Source organism: Endozoicomonas montiporae CL-33 (assembly GCF_001583435.1).
Classification (GTDB): Bacteria; Pseudomonadota; Gammaproteobacteria; order Pseudomonadales; family Endozoicomonadaceae; genus Endozoicomonas_A; species Endozoicomonas_A montiporae.
In genome coordinates this window covers 4,228,312-4,246,445 of record NZ_CP013251.1, presented here as the reverse complement: position 1 = coordinate 4,246,445, position 18,134 = coordinate 4,228,312, and the positions used below count along the sequence as shown (strand labels likewise).

Sequence of the window (18,134 nt, the reverse complement as noted above, 5' to 3'; positions counted from 1 at the left end):
TGGACAAGCCACTGGCAAGAAGAAATGCAATAGTCTTCATAAAAACCTCTGTTTTCTTCAGAGACTTGGAAAAATCAGTATAGCTGTTCTGCAGTTCAACTAAGGTAAAGTGGCATTGAGCCAGCAAACACCGGATGTTCCCTCATGCCGAGCCATAGATAAGTACGTACAATAGCGTTGCTTTTTATAAATGTTGGATTGTACCAAGAGGCTGGCTTTGGAATTTGTATTGAGTCTGGACTGGGCGTTATTGCTGTTCATGGTGGGGTTGATGGCAGGGTTTGTCGACTCCATTGCCGGTGGTGGCGGATTGATTACGGTTCCTGCCTTGCTGGCAGTTGGGTTGAACCCTGCCCAGGCTCTGGCGACCAATAAGCTGCAAAGTAGCGGTGGCGCCTTTTCAGCCAGTTATTATTTTGTCCGCAAAGGTATGGTGAAGCTCAGTGATCTGAAGCTGGCCATTGTCCTGACCTTTGTTGGCAGTGCGCTGGGTACTACTCTGGTGCAGATGATTGATGCCAGTGTGCTGGAGCATATCATTCCTTTCCTGATGATCGGTATTGCCGGTTATTTCCTGTTCTCCCCCAGTGTCGGTGACACCGACTGTAAACAACGCTTTACCATGAACCTGTTTGCTTTAACGGCGGGTTTTGGTATTGGTTTTTATGATGGCTTCTTCGGGCCGGGAACCGGGTCATTCTTTGCTATTGCCTTTGTCAGCCTGATGGGCTTTTCCCTGACTAAAGCGACAGCTCATACTAAAGTGTTGAACTGCACCAGTAATATCGCGTCCCTGTTGTTCTTTATTATGGGTGGTGCTGTTGTCTGGAAAGTGGGTCTGGTGATGATAACCGGACAATTGATCGGTGCCCGTTTGGGTTCCAAGGTGGTTATGAGCCGTGGCCAGCAGATCATTCGGCCGATGATTGTGATAATCTCGTTGATTATGACCGGAAAGCTGCTGTGGAATAACTACGGCTACTTGTTGTTTTCCTGATAACAATTTTCATGGCAGTTAATGGATAGTTCCTGGTATAGCATTCTGTTTGGGGGCGTTTATCTTGCCCTCATTACAGCGTTCGCGCTGAACATCATTATGCATCGTCGCTCCGTTGGTGTGTCGCTGGCGTGGCTGGTGCTGGTGTTTGCGTTGCCCGTTGCCGGGTTTATCTGTTATTTGCTGTTTGGCCCACGTCGTCTTGGAATCAGGCGTATCAGGCGGTTGAAAAAACTGTATCCGGATTATGAACAGTGGTCCCGACATCTGACTTCCGTTATATCAAACACTACGGTAAAAACCGATGCGATGCGTGAGCATGCCGGTATCTATACCCTGTCTGAACAGGCGCTGGGCATTCTGGGCATGCCCTGCAGTAACCTGCAACTCTTTCACGAAACCGATGCCATTATTGATGGCATTCTTCATGATATTGAACAGGCAAAAAAAAGCATTGCCCTTGAGTTCTATATCTGGGATGCCACAGGTCGTGGTAAAGAGTTGGCTGAAGCCCTGATCAGAGCTGCCAAGCGCGGTGTTGATTGTGTAGTGGTACTGGACGGTGTAGGCAGTCGCCGTTTTTTAAGACAGTACTGGGGTAAGCGTTTTCGTCTGGAAGGGATCAGTGTAACGGAGTCACTTCCCGTGGGACTTCTGCGAATGCTTGTAGAGCGTATGGACATTCGCAATCATCGCAAAATATTGGCAGTGGATGATGATATTGCCTGGACGGGTAGCTTTAACCTGGTAGACCCGGTGTATTTTAAGGCGGATGCCAATGTCGGGCGCTGGGTGGACGCCATGGTTCGAATGGAAGGTGTGGCTGCCCACGTGATGTCCACCATTGTGCACTGGGACCGGGCGCTTGAAACCGGAGAGCCTTTTTCGGTGTTTCAGTCAACCTACGAAATGCCAGCCAGCCAGTTGAATGACCATAAAGCCTGTGTACATATCATGCCCTCGGGGCCGGATGCTGAGCGGGAATCTATCCATCAGGTATTGCTGACGGCTATTTATGAAAGCAAGGAAGAACTGCTGATTTCAACGCCTTATTTTATTCCGGATGAAGCACTGTTAACGGCACTGCGCTCTGCTGCTATGCGCGGGGTGGATGTGCAGTTGCTGGTGCCGGAGAAAAATGATTCCCGCATGGTGCACTACGCCAGTCGTTCTTATTACGAAGAACTGCTGAATGTGGGTGTAAAGATACAGCAGTTCAAAGGCGGACTGCTGCATACCAAATGTGTACTGGTGGATCGTTCAATCATTTTGTTTGGAACCGTTAATCTGGATATGCGCAGTGTGTGGCTGAACTTTGAGGTCACACTGATCATCTACGACCGCGCTTTCAGTCAGACCATGGCTCTGTTGCTGGAAAGCTACATTGCCATGTCGGAACAGGTAGAACTCTCAGACTGGGTGAAACGCCCTTTCCGTAGAAAGCTGCTGGAAAATACCCTGCAGCTTATCAGTCCATTGTTATGATGCCAGGCGATCGAGTGCTTATTTATCTGCCGGATAAACGACACCCATCATTTTTCTGGCAGCAGTCATAATTTCACTGATGATTAGCGACTGGGTTAGCCCCTGATGCTGGTATTGTCTGTTCTTAATCAATTCCGCAAAGACTTTTGCTTCATACTCCATCGTGTTATCAGGTTGATTGACGGTCAGCTCTTCAGATGTTCCGCCTCTGAGTTGACGCGTCACCCTGCGGCAATTCGAAATATGGTCAATAAGAAGCGAGCCTGATTCGCCCTGAATTTCACTGGGAGTTAGTCCCTCACTGACTTTCGAGTGACTGATCAATACTTCAAAACCGTCGTATTTCAGAGTCAGCGAACCATGAGCATCGACTCCGGAATCCAGCAGACTACCACTGGCCAGAACGTTCTGTGGTTTACCAAATAGCTCAATGGCTGCCGTGAGAGGGTAGATGCCAATGTCCATCAGGGAGCCGTTTGAAAACTCGGGGTTGAAGGTGTTCGGATTTTCTCCTTCAAGGTATTTTTGATAGCGCGATGAATACTGACAATAACTGAAATGTGCCCGACGAATTCTGCCCAGTGATGGCAATGCTTCACGGCATACCTGAAGGTTTGGCACGTAGCGTGTCTTCATGGCTTCCATTAAGACGACGCTGTTAGTCTGAGCGATTTCAATAAGTTGTTTCACCTCGTCAATATTCGATGCCAGGGGTTTTTCTCCTATCACATGCTTGCCCTGTTTCAGGAAAAGCTCTGCCTGTGGTGCGTGTAGCGAGTTGGGGCTGGCTATATAAACGGCATCAATATTCGGGTTTTCTGCCATAGCCTGAAGGTTGTCATAGCAAGTATCGACCTGATATCGGGAGGCAAAGGTATGGGCTGTTTTCAGTGTGCGGGAATAAACTGCGGCTAGTTTGAATAATCCGGTATTGTGAGCCGCTTCACAAAAAGCATGACTGATCCAGTTGGTTCCGATAACGGCAAAGCGAATCATAGTGATTAATCCCTGAGTGGTATTCTGACGGGATTATAAGGCAGGAGATGTATAGAAGTAACGAACCCCGGCAAAGGTTGCTCAGGCCCCTGAAAAAAACAGGATGCCGGGGTTCATTCGGTATTAATTAAAGGTCAAAACGAATGCGGTACAGCAGTGAATAAATCACCGGCAACACCACCAGTGTCAGTACGGTGGCAAAGCCAAGGCCAAAGATAATAGTGACCGCCATAGAGCTGAAGAATGCATCAGCAATCAACGGAATCATGCCCAGCATGGTGGTCAGTGCTGCCATGCAGACCGGACGCACACGACTGACACAGGCATCCAAAATGGCCTTTTGAATGGATGAAGCCGTTTTCGCTTCGATATTAATCTGCTCAACCAGCACAATACCGTTTTTCAACACCATGCCCGACAGACTCAGCATCCCCAGCATGGCAGTGAAGGTAAAGGGCATATCCAGCAGCAGCAAGCCTGCCGCGATACCAATAATACTCAACGGTACGGTAGACCAGATAGCCAGCGGCTGTCGTAAAGTACTGAACAGCAGAATGGTGATCAGGAACATCGACAAATAGCCCATTGGCAGAGATTTGAAAACACTCTCGTTGGCTTCTTTCGACATTATGTACTCGCCACCCCACTCAAGGCTGTAACCTTCAGGCAGCGGGATCGCTTCAACGCCGTCTTTCAGTTTCTGACGCATGGATTCGGGCGTATCACTGCTGAACGGTGCCACGTCTGCCAGAACGGTCAGGACTCGTTTCAGGTTGCGACGCATGATCAGCGGGTTTTCCGTTTCGGTTTCAAAACCTTTTACGACCTGACTGATAGGGACAAACGCATTACGCTCCTGACTCCATACCTGCAAATCCTCAATGCGATCCGCATTAAAACGTTCGGCTTCCGGTGCGCGGGCAATAATGGGCATCAGGTAACTGCCTTCGCGGTAAAGACCCACTTGTTGACCACTGAAATTCACCAGCAGGGTGCTGTCCAGAGCCAGTTTGGAAATGCCACTGCGACGGGCTGCTGCTTCATCCAGCTGTGGGCGAACAATGGATACGTGTTCACGCCAGTTGTTACGGATATCCACTGCATCCGGCACCGCTTCCATCGCTTCAATGGCCTGGGCACCCAGCTGTCGAAGTACATCCGGATCGGGGCCATAGAAACGGGCTTCAATTCGGGCTGCAGGCGCAGGGCCGTTTTCCAGCAATTTGAATTTGTATTCATACTCCGGATACTGGCTTTCAAATCGTTCGCGCACCTGTGGCAGCAGGGTTTCCATGGTCTGCAGGCTGTCGGTTTCAATAATCAGTTGACTGTAGCTGCTGTACATGTTTTCCGGAGCATATGTCAGGATAAAACGCTGTGCGCCCATGCCCATGACGGTGGTGACATTTTGTACTTCGTCAAAGGCCAGGACTTCCTGTTCAAGGGCGCGCATATTTTCCTGCGTTTGTCGTATATCCGTACCTTCCTGCATCCAGACATCGACAAAGAAAACAGGCGTGTTGGAAGGTGGGAAGAACGCATGCTTCACATGACCGAAACCAACAATGGCTGCAAACAGTGTAGCGACGATGAGTACCAGCGATATAATACGGTGTCTCAGGGCCTTGTTCAGAATGGTGCGATAAACAACAAACAGAATGCCTTTGTACGGATCTTCCGGGTTACCGGTCAATGTCGTCTGGTCCGGGTCCTTAAACACCATATGACAGAAAAATGGTGTCAGGGTAATAGCCAGAACCCAGCTGATGGTCAGGGAAATCAGCAGTACCAGAAACAGGGATCGCATAAAGTCGCCGGTAGCATCCGGTGACAGGCCAATAGGCGCAAACGCAATGATGGCAATGGCGGTTGCACCCAGCAGAGGCCAGATGTTCTGTTCCACAATGCTTTTGATGGCTTCGATGCGGGTCTGGCCTCGTTTCAGGCCGACCAGAACGCCTTCTGTGACGACGATGGCGTTATCAACCAGCATACCCAGGGCAATAATCAGTGCACCCAGCGAGATCAGTTCCAGCTGAATGGACAGAATATTCATGCCGATGAAGGTGCCGAAAATGGTCAGCATCAAAATGCCGCCCATCAACAGGCCGGATCGTAAACCCATGGTAAACAGCAGTACAACGATAACAATCACAATCGCCTGAATCAGGCTCACGATAAAGTCGTTAACCGACTCATAAACGACATCAGGCTGGTCATAAACCGTTGTCAGATCAATACCGACAGGGCGGCTGGACTCCAGCTCGGCCATGCGCTGGTCAACAGCACGACCAACGTCGACTACGTTGACACCTTTGGCAAACGAAATACCCAGAGACAGGGCTTTTTCACCATTACTGCGGTAAAGATTAAACGGGGTTTCATCAAAGGCTGTGTAGATATTGGCGATATCGCCCAGATAGACCAGCTCTGAACTGCCGGGCATGCTCACCACCAGTTGTTCCAGCTCTTTAATGGACTGAAACTCACCAGTAGGGTGAATACGCACAGACTGGCCTTCAATCAGCATTCGTCCAGCGTTGGATACCGTATTCTGATGCTGGATCAGACCATAAATCAGACCGGGGTTAATGTTCAGCGACGCCAGTTTGGCCTGGGAGATCTCAATGATGACCTGTTCCGTAACCGTTCCGGCAATCGAGACTTTCTTAACCCCTTCAACCATGGTCAGTTCACGACGCAATATATTGGCGTAGTCTTCCAGTTCGCGATAGGTGTAATCTTCACCACTGATGTTATACAGAATACCGTACACATCACTGAAATCGTCATTGATGATGGACGGTAAGACTCCGGGCGGTAAAGCCCCCTGAATATCGCCCACTTTGCGGCGCAGTTCATCCCAGATCTGTGGTTGGTCATCAGAACTGTAATCCTCTGATAACTCAACCATGATCTGCGACGTTCCGGCACTGGATACCGAGGTGATGTGTTTCACATACTCCAGCTCCTGAATAGCGCGCTCCAGTGGCAGAGTGACTTCTTCCTCAACCTGTTCCGGTGCCGCGCCCGGGTAAACGGTATTGACCATCGCCTGGGGGATAGGGAACTCGGGAAACTCAAGCTGCCCCAGATTATTAAACGACACAATGCCCCCAACCAGAAGCAGTGCGACCAGGGTCCAGCTGATGACTTTGTTTTTGATTGAATATTCAGCGATATTCATGGTTACACTCCGCGCTCACGTTCCAGTGGCTTGACTTCCATACCGATGCGCAAGCGGCTCAGGCCTGCGGATACAATCTGCGCACCATCTTCAAGACCGGAGGTGACGGTAATTCCGGATTGAGTAATGCGACCGACAGTCACTGCTTTTGGAGTCACGGTCCCGGTATCCGGGTTATACACCCATACCTGATATTGGCCGCTGGCGTTGTTTTTCAGTACCGCAGTCATGGGGACAATGTATTCAGAGCCGGGATTGCCGTTACCCAAGATCCGGGTCATGTCGATGGCCAGTGTTGCGCCCATGCCCGGATAAACAGTAAACGTTTCGGGTGCAGGCATGGAAAAAATGACTTCATAGGACTGTGTGCCCGGTGTCACACGGGTGGCATGCTCTTTATAAGATACTTTGTATTCCGTACCGTTATTCCCGGCAAAAGTCACCACTGGCTGGTAAGACGGGTCAACACGGTCTTCCTGTACCTGTGTCAGAATGCTTTCAGGTACCTGAACACTGATGTCCAGTGTCTGGTGATCCTGAAGAATCATCACAGGCTGCTGTGCCTGAACGGACTGATAATTTTCTACCAGGGTCTGGGCAATTCGTCCGGCAAAAGGTGCGGTCAGAACCGTATCGCCAAGACGATCTTTGGCCAGTTGCAGGTTGACTCTGGACGCTTTCAGACGGGTGTTGGCGTTATCAAAGTCAGACTGTGAAACCATCTGTTTTTCAAGCAGGGACTGAATACGGCGGAAGTCGGATGCAGCCAGATCAAAATCAGCCTGCAAAGCGACGACTTCGTTTTTAATATCCCGATCATCGAGCTTTGCCAGCAGTTGTCCTTCTTCCACAATCATTGCGGATGACACAGGGAACTGCAGCAGTTCCCCCGGAATCCGGAAAGAGAGTGATGCTTCTTCGCTGGCAGCGACGATAGCCGGAAATTCGCGCAGGTTCTGTGCCTGTCGGTTAACCACTTCAAACAGCTTTACCGGTCGCACAACGCTGGTTTGCTCTTCTGCAGGTTGTGAGCAGGCTGTCAGTAAGCTGAGAGAAACGGTTGCCGTTATCGCAGCGCGTACAAACCCGGCAAGGGAAGTTGGTTTCATGGAGACCCTATCCTTGATATGTGAGTGAAGTGGTTTTCGAATTTAAAACGAATATTATTCGTTAGTGATCGCAAAGAAACTGCTGTAAAGAGGCAGTTAATTACATGTTGTTTGTTTCTTCCAGAACAATAGTTCTAGCCAGAACTTCAAGCATGTCCAGCCGTTCGTCAATGTCGTCAGCGTGGATGTCCCAGCTTGCAAAAAAACGTTTGATCTGTCGTTTGTGCATTTCATAAGCATTATCGCCAGACAGTACCCTGTCGAACACCTGAAATCCGGATTCTTTTATCTGGAACAGGCCCCATGTGCAGGAAAAGAGACCAAGCTCAAGTTCCAGAGCCAGCTCTTCGGTATGTTGCAGGGTTGGATGTTGATCCAGAATTTCTTTAGAAATCACTTTCATCCAGGCGTACATGTCGTTACTGAAATCATTAATAGACTGATAACGCTGGGTAGATGCCCGCTCCCAGACAGATGGATTCATGGCCAGCTGTTGAAGGCGGTAATGTCCCGGGTTCAGATCATCGTAAAGCCACATGCAAAGGCAGATCAGAGCGAGATGCTCATGGGGAGGCAGCTCCTGTTGAGAAACTCGCTGCTTTAAGGGCATTCGCATTCGACAAATGGTATCCGCGCACCCCAGTAGCAGGTCTTCTTTGCTGGAAAAGTGCGAGTAAATGGCTCCCATGGAGCAGTCGGCTGCCTTGGCAATATCAGACATGCGCAGGTCGAGAAAACTGCGTTCTTCCGACAGCTTCATAGTGGCTGAAAGGATTTCTGCTTCTCTTTGCTGGCGCTTTTGTTGTCTGGACATCAGATTACCGTTGTAAAATAATTTTCGAATAATATTCGTTTTTGTTGGAATTATCTACAGATAATTCTTTTATGATGACTTCGGAAATCCGCAAAAACGAATTTCCGAAGGCTGGTTCAGAGGCTGAATCTGAGAATAACCCGGAGATAGCCCTGAGCCTGGGATAGCCCTGAGCCTGGGATAGCCCTGAGGTAAAAAATCCGGATCATGGCTCGGTTTGATCAAACCGGATGCGATACAGCAAGGCATAGATGACAGGTAAAACAACCAGTGTCAGCACTGTGGCAAACCCCAGACCAAAAATAATAGTAACGGCCATGGAACTGAAGAAAGCATCGAACACCAGTGGAATCATGCCCAGCATTGTGGTCAGTGCTGCCATGCAAACCGGCCTTACCCGGCTGATGCAGGCATCCAGAATGGCAGACTGCAGGGTGGTTGATGCCTGAGCCGCTTCGATATTAATTTGTTCAACAAGAACAATGCCGTTTTTTACGATCATGCCCGAGAGGCTGAGCATTCCCAGCAGGGCGGTAAAGGAAAATGGCATTCTCAACAACAGTAAACCCGCTGCAATACCAATAATGCTTAAAGGTACCGTTGCCCAGATAGCAAGAGGTTGTCGTATGGTGCTGAACAGAAAAACGGTAATCAGAAACATGATCAGATAGCCGACAGGGAGAGAAGTAAAGATACTTTCCTGGGCGTCTCTTGATGACTCGTACTCGCCTCCCCATTCCACTGAGTAACCGGGAGGTAGTGGCATGGCTTCAATGTCAGCCAGTATTTTTTGCCGCACAGAGTCTGCGGTTTCTTCACTGAATGGATGGATATCCGCCAGCACGGTCAGCACTCTATTGAGGTCCCGGCGCATAATGAGTGGATTTTCGGTTTCGGTGTCAAAAGCTGTGATGGCCTGACTGACGGGAATAAAGGCATTACGCTCATCACTCCATACCTGTAAATCGCTGATACGGTCGGCATTCAGGCGCTCATAGTCTGGTGATCTTGCCACAATAGGCAACAGGTGACTGCCATCCCGGTAGATGCCAATCTGTTTGCCGGAAAAGTTGATCAGCATGGTCTGGTCAATGGATTGTTTGGATAATCCGCTGCGACGTGCTGCAGCTTCATCAAACTGTGGCCGGATAATATTGACCTGTTCCCGCCAGTTGTTACGGATGGCATAGGCGCTGGGTTCTGCTTCGGCGATGGCAATGGCCTGTGCAGCCAGTTTGCGCAAAATTTCAGGGTCGGCTCCGTAAAAACGGGCTTCTATCCGGGCAGCAGGTGTCGGGCCGTTCTCAAGCATTTTGAATTTAAAGTCAATATCCGGAAACCGGGTCTCAAGATCCTTCTGCATCTCAGGGATGACCTGCCGGATGGTGTTCAGATCTGCAACTTCAATAATCAGCTGACCGTAGCTGCTGTACATTTTTTCCGGGGCGTAGGTAAGAATGAAGCGCTGGGCACCCATTCCCATAACGGTTGTCAGGTTATTGACCTGCCGGTATTTCATGACTTCCTGTTCTATCGCCTGCAGGGTTTTTTCTGTTTCCCGGATATCGGTGCCTTCCTGTAGCCAGACATCCACAAAAAAGATGGGTGTGTTGGAAGGCGGGAAAAACGACTGTTTAATACTGCCAAAGCCAATGACTGCGGCAACCAGTGCAGCAATAGTCAGAGCCAAAGAAGTTAACCGGTGTCGTAAAGCTACTTTCAGCAGGCTGCGATAAACAGTAAATAGCGCCCCTTTATAAGGATCAACCTGATCGCCCACCATGCCTTCTGCGGGCTCACTGAACATCAGGTAGCAGAATAAAGGTGTGATGGTGATTGCCAGAACCCAGCTGATTAACAGGGCTATCAGCAGTACCTGAAACAGGGAGATCAGGAAATCCCCTGTGGAGTTGGATGACAGACCAATAGGGGCAAAGGCAATAATCGCGATGACGGTGGCTCCCAGCAGAGGCCACTGGTTCTGGCTGACAACGGTTTTAACGGCTTCCATTCTGGACAGACCTTTCTGCAACCCAACCAGAACCCCTTCCGTCACAACAATGGCATTGTCAACCAGCATACCCAGAGCAATAATCAGAGCACCAAGGGAAATCAGCTCTAGCTCGACATTGATGATGTTCATGCCGATAAAGGTGCCCAGAATGGTTAGCAGCAAAATGGTGCCCATAAGAATGCCTGAGCGAAGCCCCATGGTGAACAGCAGCACGACAATAACAATGACCACCGCTTCCACCAGGTTGATCAGAAAATCGGCGACGGATTTTTTCACCACGCCTGGCTGGTCATAGACAATGTCCAGGTCAATGCCTACCGGGCGACTGTATTCAAGTTCCGCCAGACGTTTATTAACCGCTTTACCCACATTAACCACGTTGACGCCTTTAGAAAACGATATACCCATGGAGATGGCTTTTTCACCATTGCTTCGATAAAGGTTGACCGGAGTCTCGTCCGGCTTTCTGCTGACGGTGGCAATATCGCCCAGATAAATCAGCTCAGAACTACCGGGGTTGCTGATTAATAGTCGTTCAAGTTCCTGTATGTCCTGAAATTCGCCCGTTGGATGTATGCGAATGGACTGTCCTTCGACAAATACACGACCAGCGTTGGATACAACATTCTGGTTCTGGATCAGGCTCAGGATTCGAGCCGGGTTTATACCCAGAGCAGCCAGTTTGCTTTCGGACATTTCAATGATGACCTGGTCGGTAACAGTACCTGCCAAGCTGACTTTTTTGACACCGTCAACCAGAGACAACTCCCTCTGTACGTAGTCGGCATAGTTTTCCAGCTCCCGGTAACTGTAATCGGAACTGCTGATATTGAAGAGCACGCCATACACATCACTGAAGTCATCGTTAACAATGGATGGCATTACGCCGGGAGGCAGTCTACGTTGTGTATCGTTGATTTTTCGCCGCAATTCATCCCAGATTTGTGGCTGCTCACTGGCTTTATAGGTATCGAGCAATTCAACGGTTATTTGTGAGAGTCCGGCACTGGATATCGAGTCGATGTTTTTAACATACTCAAGCTGTTGAATGGCTCGTTCAAGGGGCAGGGTGACTTCTTCTTCAACCTGCTCTGGAGAAGCTCCGGGGTAAGCCGTTATGACCATGGCCTGAGGAATCGGGAATTCAGGAAATTCGAGTTGTCCCAGCCCTAGGAAAGAGACGGCTCCTCCTACAACCAGCAGGACAACAAACGTCCAGCTGATCACCGGATTACGAATAGAATACTCGGCAATATTCACGGCTACAGCCCCCGCTCGCGTTCCAGTGGCTTAACCTTCATGTCCGGGTGCAGCCGACTGAGTCCTGCACTGACAATTTCATCACCGGCTTCAAGGCCGGTCATGACTGTAATGCCCTGATCTGTAATGGGTCCAAGGGACACTTCAACCGGATTGACAACGCCGGTGTCCGGATTGTAAACCCAGGCCGAGTTTTTACCTGTGCTGTCGTCTTTCAGAACGGCGGTCATTGGAACGATATATTCAGCCAGTGCTTTGGAACGGGAAGTCACTTTTGACAGGTCAATGGTGACAGTACCTCCCATACCGGGGTAGATGGTCAGCTCTTTGGGAGCCTGCATGGTAAAGACCACAGTATAAGACTGGGTACCCGGTGTAACGCGGGTGTCGTGTTCTTTGTAAGTCAGTGAATACTCTTTATCTGGATTGCCAGAAAAGCGCACGGTAGGGAAATAATCGTAATTAACTTCCTCTTCACGAATTTTAGTCAGAATGCTTTCGGGTACCTGAATGCTGACATCCAGCGTATTGCTGCTCTGCAGAATCAATATGGGTTGCTGCGCCTGAACCGACTGATAGTTTTCAACCATGGTCTGTGCAATCCGTCCGGCGAAAGGTGCATTCAGTACAGTGTCCCTTAGTTGATCTTTTGCCAGCTGCAGGGAAATTCTGGAGGATTTGAGCTTGGCGTTGGCCTGATCGTAATCGGCGACAGACACGACTTTTTTTGCTCGTAGAGAGGCTATACGTCGATAGTCTGATGCAGCCAGATCGTAGTCTGCCTGACGCACTGCGACTGTATTTTTGAAGTCACGATCATCCAGTTTGGCTAACAGTTGCCCTTTTTTTACTTCATCCGCCGGGTGTACCGGCAACTCAACCAGCTCACCCGACACCCTGAAGGACACTTCGGCTTCTTCAGTGGCTTTCACTGTGGCGGGAAATTCTCTGATGTTTTCCCGGCCACTGTCTTTGACCGTGAACAGCTTGACAGGGCGAACTACATCGACACTCTGTTCTTCAGTCTCTGAACAGGCAGTGAGAAGATGCAGTATGAATGTTGTTGTCGCAATGTAGATGAGTGTTCTGAATCGGGACGTCATAACACAGGAAGTATGCATACTGCCTCCAGTATGATTGCTGGCCTGCTTCAGGCTCTTGGCATTAAAAGACTTTTGTCGTCTAAATGAAACGATGAACAACTTGTTGATCAAAGCACGGAATAAACGCAAATAATAATAGTCGTGGTTGACTGGTTTGTTTTAATTTTGACTCAATATTCAGCTCTTACATCTTAATTATCATCAGTGAATCACGAACCTATACTTGCTGCAGACCCTTTGGGTTTCAGCAAACATTTATTTATGTTTATTGAGTATGAGGGCTGTCTACACGTTCATTGCATTTCGGGACAGCAAGCGTTTTATCAGAGACCAAAAGGATGGTAAGCGAATGCCGTTAATTAAATTGTCCGATGGTTCAGAACTTAACTATAAATCCAAAGGGCAGGGTGACGCGGTTGTTTTTATCAGTGGCCTGAATGGCAAAGCGTCATTCTGGGATGAGCAACTGACGTATTTTTCCCGGTATTTCCAGGTCATTACTTTTGACCACCGAGGCTTCGGCAAAAGTTCGAATCAGGCACATGAGCCGGAAACCCTTGCGAGACTGACCGGAGATGTTGCTTCTCTGCTGGATGCACTGGGTATTGAAACAGCGCATTTTGTCGGTCATTCACTGGGAGGTGCGATAGCCCAGAGTCTGGCTGCTGATTATCCTGAGACAATTAAATCACTGGTACTCAGTGCCACCTGGCTGAAGCCGGATGACCGGCTGACACGTATTTTTCTGGCTCGTCAGAAGTTTTTAACCATTGACGGTTTGAGGCACCAAAAGGAGCCTCAAACCACAAAGTGATAATGAATGTACAGGCTATAGGAGAGGGACGTCATCATATACAGGCTGCTCGGGCGGTTGGACATTATTCATTTGCATATCTTGTGGATTGACCATCAAATCACCATACATAGCATTCATAAACCAGCCGTATTTTTTGAAGTAAGGTAGTCCCAGTCGAGTTATGACTGCGGTATAACAAGCTGCCTTATTGTGAAACCTTACGCAAACTTCTTTCGATGCAAGAGTGGTTACAATGTACGTGGGTATAGTACTCCATAAAAAGTGAAGGTAATTTAAATTTGAACCACCGTCGCTGCCCGATGCTGTTGCAGTTGTTGACACTGTAACTTTCGAACTGATTTCTGTGTCTGTGTTTCTGGTTGTTACACCTTTTGGAGATAACGAACCGCTGAACTGATCGTAGGACAGTTGTGGCTTCGTTCCTGACGTTTCTTTATTTGGAAGGGTCGATAAAAGTGTCAATGTAGATGACTTGGGTGTGCTTTTGGTATCGCTGGATAGTGTACGGGCAGGTTCTGGTCGGACCTTTGTACTGGTTGTTGTTACCGATTCTGATGAGTAAGAAAGCCCTGGTGTAATGGTCATAGCGGGCAGTTCAGGTGTTGACGTTAAGGCAGGGGTGGGTGTCTTTAACTGGCTTGATGGATGAAGAGCCGATGAATCTGGTGTATCGGAGCCTGAATGAAGATAGGGTTTGATCTGGTTTGTTTCCAGTGCGCAGGACGGTAATTCAGACCACCAGTACTCAGGCGTTGCATTTGTATTCGCACCAGTAGAGGTTGTTTTTAAAAAAAAGGGTGCCGTCGTTGGCCCAGTTTCACTATGGACAATCAGGCCTTCAGGGTAGCGAATTGAGGAAGTGTCAAATGTATTGCGGCCAGTAAAGGTCAATGTACCACTGATAGTTTCTTTGGCTGCAATAATCACAGGTGGGTGTAATTCAGTTGCTTCAAATTTGAGGTCTACATTCTTGAATAATAGTTGAAGATCCGATCTGGCCTGAGTGTAGACAATAACGATACCTGTTAATCCATTGTAATGGGTATTATCAATGTAAGACGTCACTGATTGCATGTTTAATGTACCAACGTCTTTTAATAAAAACAGCATGCAATCTGGAGTCAGGTTGTGATTTCGAATATTTTTCATGAATACGGAATCATAAGAATCAATGATCAGGGCTGAACTCAGGGCTATTCCACTTCCCACTTCATAATCAATATCAGTCAGTTTTAGAGCTTTTTGTTTTTCTGCAGGCTGTGTTACTGCATGAATAACCGCCTTTCCTGATAAGTCTGCATTTAACAGGCTGACATTATTGATGGATGCATTGTTGCCAGAAACCTTAATAAAGTGATTAACGGCATGTTTAGTTATATGAGTCACATAACCTTTTGGGTCGATCTGTAGACCATCAACAATTGCATCGTCAGCTCTTAAATCAATGACCGAATCAAAAGTAGCAAATGTACTTGATGTTAGCCAGAGCTTTGGCTTGCCATAACCCATGATGGCAATATTTTTAGCAGCTGCGACACTGCCCTTTTTCAATGTCAGATTTCCAGATATTATGTGTACCGTGTCTGGTGAGCTGGCGTCGATGGTGGTTGCTTCAGAGAAAAACCACCCTTCTGTATAGACTTTTACTTTTTTAAATTCTCTGGATAGCGCTGATAACCTTCTCATGACATCAAGGCAGGCATCTTTATCATCTGTATCGATGTCATCACTATCACACAACGCAGCATTTTTATCAGCCAGAGATGCTGCTGGGGTTGTGACAGTTGGAGTGGTTATAGTACCGTTAGTGGGAAGATTTGTTGTAGTGACTGTGCTCGATAAACCGCGTGCAAAAGCAAGTTCAGCAGGGGTGCAAAACAGGCAAAAGTAAACAAACCATCTTGCCACTTTTTTAAATTCGAGATAACGCATCGTCTGAACTTCCTCACTTAAACTTAAGTACTCGACCATACGAAATCATATTTTCTGACTCATTGTTCAGGCACTGCACGGCGTTCCAACTCTGGTCACATAGCTCGCTATGCTCCCGCCGTTGCACCCAAGGGCATAAACGCCTTGTTCAGCACCTGCCCAATAAGCCAGAAATATTCGATTCCGTATGGCCGAGTACTTACGTTGTTGTAATTAAATGGAGAATCCATTTACTGTTTGTAGCGTATAAATTTAGCTGACTTGATTTTTGAATGATCGTTAATTAATAAACCGGTTGTTTTTTCAGATGTGATTCTATAGCTTAATCAGAGTGTCTGGAGGTATATTTTTAAATAAGCGTTTATTTCTAATTTCTTTGGCTTATCTAAAGTGTTCTTTATTTTTTGGATTGGTTCATTGATGACGATTTGTTGATAAGTGATTCAAGGCTGTTTTCAGGAAAGAATAAGCCAGCGTTATTAACAACGCTGGCTTATTTAAGGGTGAGGAAATTAAACAATCTATATATTACTGAGTACTTAACTTCTTAATGGGTGTACCGCACAAACCAGGCCAGCGTGAACCACTGATGGTTTCGGTAAAGGGCCAGAAGGCTTCTCCGTCCAGCTGCTTGTAGTCTGCGTATTGGCGATCTTTAAAGACCGGCGTCCAGAGAACACTTTTTACTTCGCTCTTGATAGGCAGCAGAGTGGCAATAGGGTCCCATGGACTTTCGCGCAGAGTCAGTTCACCGTCCAGAATTTCCTGATGGGCAGTGCCGAATTCACTTCTTACATGAACGACCTTGGGGGGAAGATCGTATTTGCCGGGCATCATATCGACGGAGCGGGAGAACTTCACCCACCAGTCGTTGGTCACAACATCACCTGCGTCTTCATCGACACCAGTGACTTTGCCGGTGAACTCCAGAAAGGTATAACCCTGATGAGTACACTTGGCAGTAACGGTATCAATCATCCGGTAATATTGGGTTTCAGCAATGAATTTTGGCTGTCCCCAGCGTTCCTGACAGCTTTGTACCGGTGCTTCCTGATCAATACCATTACACAGTTGGTACTCGCCTTCCACACCGTCACAAATGGCATCGACACTGATGACATAGCCGAACTCGGGCTCGTTCAAAATGGGGAAGTTGTAGATGGTAATGGTAACCGTAGGCTTTGTGCCGGGCTCAATGCCGGGAGGCAGCAGTTTGGCAATGGCAGAAGGGTCGGTGTCGTATTTAATTTTCAACATCGGCCAGTTAACAATTTCACCTGGAGGCGTCTGAGGTCCGGTGCTCATGATGGTGCTCTCTTATTGTTATTATGGGTTGTGGTCAGAAAAGCGGTCAGGCAGCTATCTGCCTGCCCGCTGGGGAAGGCTGATTATACCGTGGCAATCAACTCTTCTTTACTCTCAGTGGTTTCTACAGGCTTTTCAGCGTAGAACTGTTTGAACCAGCGGCGGTACTGACCAATGGGGCCATCGCCGTCGCACAGGATGGGCTTGGGCAGATACTTTTTGTGTTCCCAGATAGGAATATCCTGCTCAACCTGGTGCACAATTTCATTACGTATGCCTTCAGCAATGGCTTTCTTGATATCCGTTGCAGCATTAGGCAGGGTGAAGTTGAAGCGTAGTTGCATGCTTTGGTCATCAATGGGTGTCATGGTACCCATCATGACGATATCAAACATTCTGGAGAAGCGCTGCAATGACAGCCCGGGGCCGGTATTGGCTGAATACAGGTGAATGGCTTCGTTGTTGCTGGTGTCGTCCCGGTCAATGGTGCCATCTTCTTTTACCGCTTTGGCATTGCCGTCAAACTCGGTGATACGACGAACGCCATCATAAATAACATCGCCTTCAGGCATGTTCGGCATTCCGTGAACGGTAATAAAGTGAGCCAGATCCGCTGCGTTTTCGCCGGTTTCCTGAATAATGGTTGGAATGGTCCACTCATAGGTTGAAACTTCTGACCAGTCTTCATGACCGATTTCAGCAATTTCTTCCACTTCGAAGGTAGGCGCTTCATCGTAAGGATGGTACCAGGCCCAGATCATCTGGTTCTTCTCCACCACCGGATAGCTTTTTATGCACTGCTTGTTTTTCACCTTGGGTGGCGTGCGCTTGGCGTAGGGAATGTTGGTTGCCATCCCTTCACCATTAAACTCCCAGGCGTGGAACGGACAGCTGATGCTTTCACCTTTCACTAAGCCGCCGTGTCCAAGGTGCGCCCCCAGATGTGGACAGTAGGCGTCCAGTACCTGTGCTTCACCGGATTCAGTCCGGAACAGAACCAGTTCCTCTCCAAAATACTGCAATGGTTTTACGTCACCCGCCTTGAGCTTGTCAGAATACTCAATGGCATACCAGCCAAAGGGGATAGGTTGTTCGTATCGTTTAGTCATGACGTT

General features: G+C 48.2%; 12 protein-coding genes. 3 read left to right on the top strand and 9 right to left on the bottom strand.

From position 1 onward, the window contains the following. Window positions 1-217: 217 nt before the first annotated feature. Together EZMO1_RS19395 and cls are read left to right on the top strand one after the other, a co-directional pair. Window positions 218-997 (top strand): TSUP family transporter, encoded by a 780-nt coding sequence (locus tag EZMO1_RS19395; RefSeq protein WP_201772196.1) that lies wholly within the window; start codon window positions 218-220, stop codon window positions 995-997. A 21-nt stretch (window positions 998-1,018) separates the two neighbouring features. Next, window positions 1,019-2,482, top strand: coding sequence for a cardiolipin synthase (gene cls, locus EZMO1_RS19390; protein ID WP_034876150.1), 1,464 nt, complete (start codon window positions 1,019-1,021; stop codon window positions 2,480-2,482). 18 nt (window positions 2,483-2,500) lie between these two features. On the opposite strand, the gene EZMO1_RS19385 is transcribed toward cls, so the two are convergent. The 6 genes from EZMO1_RS19385 to EZMO1_RS19360 form a co-directional block, all read right to left on the bottom strand. Further along, window positions 2,501-3,478, bottom strand: a complete 978-nt coding sequence (locus EZMO1_RS19385; protein ID WP_034876152.1) for a Gfo/Idh/MocA family protein — start codon at window positions 3,476-3,478, stop codon at window positions 2,501-2,503. 127 nt (window positions 3,479-3,605) lie between these two features. Beyond that, the gene (locus tag EZMO1_RS19380; protein ID WP_034876154.1) at window positions 3,606-6,665 is read right to left on the bottom strand and encodes an efflux RND transporter permease subunit; all 3,060 of its coding nucleotides are present in this window, start codon (window positions 6,663-6,665) and stop codon (window positions 3,606-3,608) included. Window positions 6,666-6,667: 2 nt separating this feature from the next. After that, entirely contained in the window at window positions 6,668-7,774 is a 1,107-nt protein-coding gene (locus EZMO1_RS19375) for an efflux RND transporter periplasmic adaptor subunit (RefSeq protein ID WP_051789967.1), read from the bottom strand. A gap of 100 nt (window positions 7,775-7,874) precedes the next feature. Continuing rightward, window positions 7,875-8,588 carry a TetR/AcrR family transcriptional regulator gene (locus EZMO1_RS19370; protein WP_034876156.1) on the bottom strand — a complete coding sequence of 238 codons (714 nt, stop codon included), beginning with the start codon at window positions 8,586-8,588 and terminating at the stop codon, window positions 7,875-7,877. Window positions 8,589-8,793: 205 nt separating this feature from the next. Then, window positions 8,794-11,862: an efflux RND transporter permease subunit gene (locus tag EZMO1_RS19365; protein WP_034876158.1), complete on the bottom strand. Its 3,069-nt coding sequence runs from the start codon at window positions 11,860-11,862 to the stop codon at window positions 8,794-8,796. Window positions 11,863-11,864: 2 nt separating this feature from the next. Beyond that, on the bottom strand, window positions 11,865-12,983 hold the full coding sequence (locus EZMO1_RS19360) for an efflux RND transporter periplasmic adaptor subunit (protein ID WP_051789968.1): 1,119 nt from the start codon (window positions 12,981-12,983) through the stop codon (window positions 11,865-11,867). A gap of 331 nt (window positions 12,984-13,314) precedes the next feature. Between EZMO1_RS19360 and EZMO1_RS19355 the strand changes: the two genes are divergently transcribed. After that, a complete protein-coding gene (locus EZMO1_RS19355; protein ID WP_160174060.1) occupies window positions 13,315-13,779 on the top strand; it encodes an alpha/beta fold hydrolase in 465 nt (154 codons plus the stop codon). Window positions 13,780-13,794: 15 nt separating this feature from the next. On the opposite strand, the gene EZMO1_RS19350 is transcribed toward EZMO1_RS19355, so the two are convergent. The 3 genes from EZMO1_RS19350 to EZMO1_RS19340 all read right to left on the bottom strand — a co-directional run bounded on the left by EZMO1_RS19350 (window position 13,795) and on the right by EZMO1_RS19340 (window position 18,128). Continuing rightward, window positions 13,795-15,714 carry a hypothetical protein gene (locus EZMO1_RS19350; RefSeq protein WP_034876160.1) on the bottom strand — a complete coding sequence of 640 codons (1,920 nt, stop codon included), beginning with the start codon at window positions 15,712-15,714 and terminating at the stop codon, window positions 13,795-13,797. Between the two features lie 528 nt (window positions 15,715-16,242). Then, window positions 16,243-17,019, bottom strand: a complete 777-nt coding sequence (locus EZMO1_RS19345) for an acetoacetate decarboxylase family protein (protein ID WP_034876162.1) — start codon at window positions 17,017-17,019, stop codon at window positions 16,243-16,245. An 83-nt stretch (window positions 17,020-17,102) separates the two neighbouring features. After that, on the bottom strand, window positions 17,103-18,128 hold the full coding sequence (locus tag EZMO1_RS19340; protein WP_051789972.1) for a Rieske 2Fe-2S domain-containing protein: 1,026 nt from the start codon (window positions 18,126-18,128) through the stop codon (window positions 17,103-17,105). Window positions 18,129-18,134 lie beyond the last annotated feature (6 nt).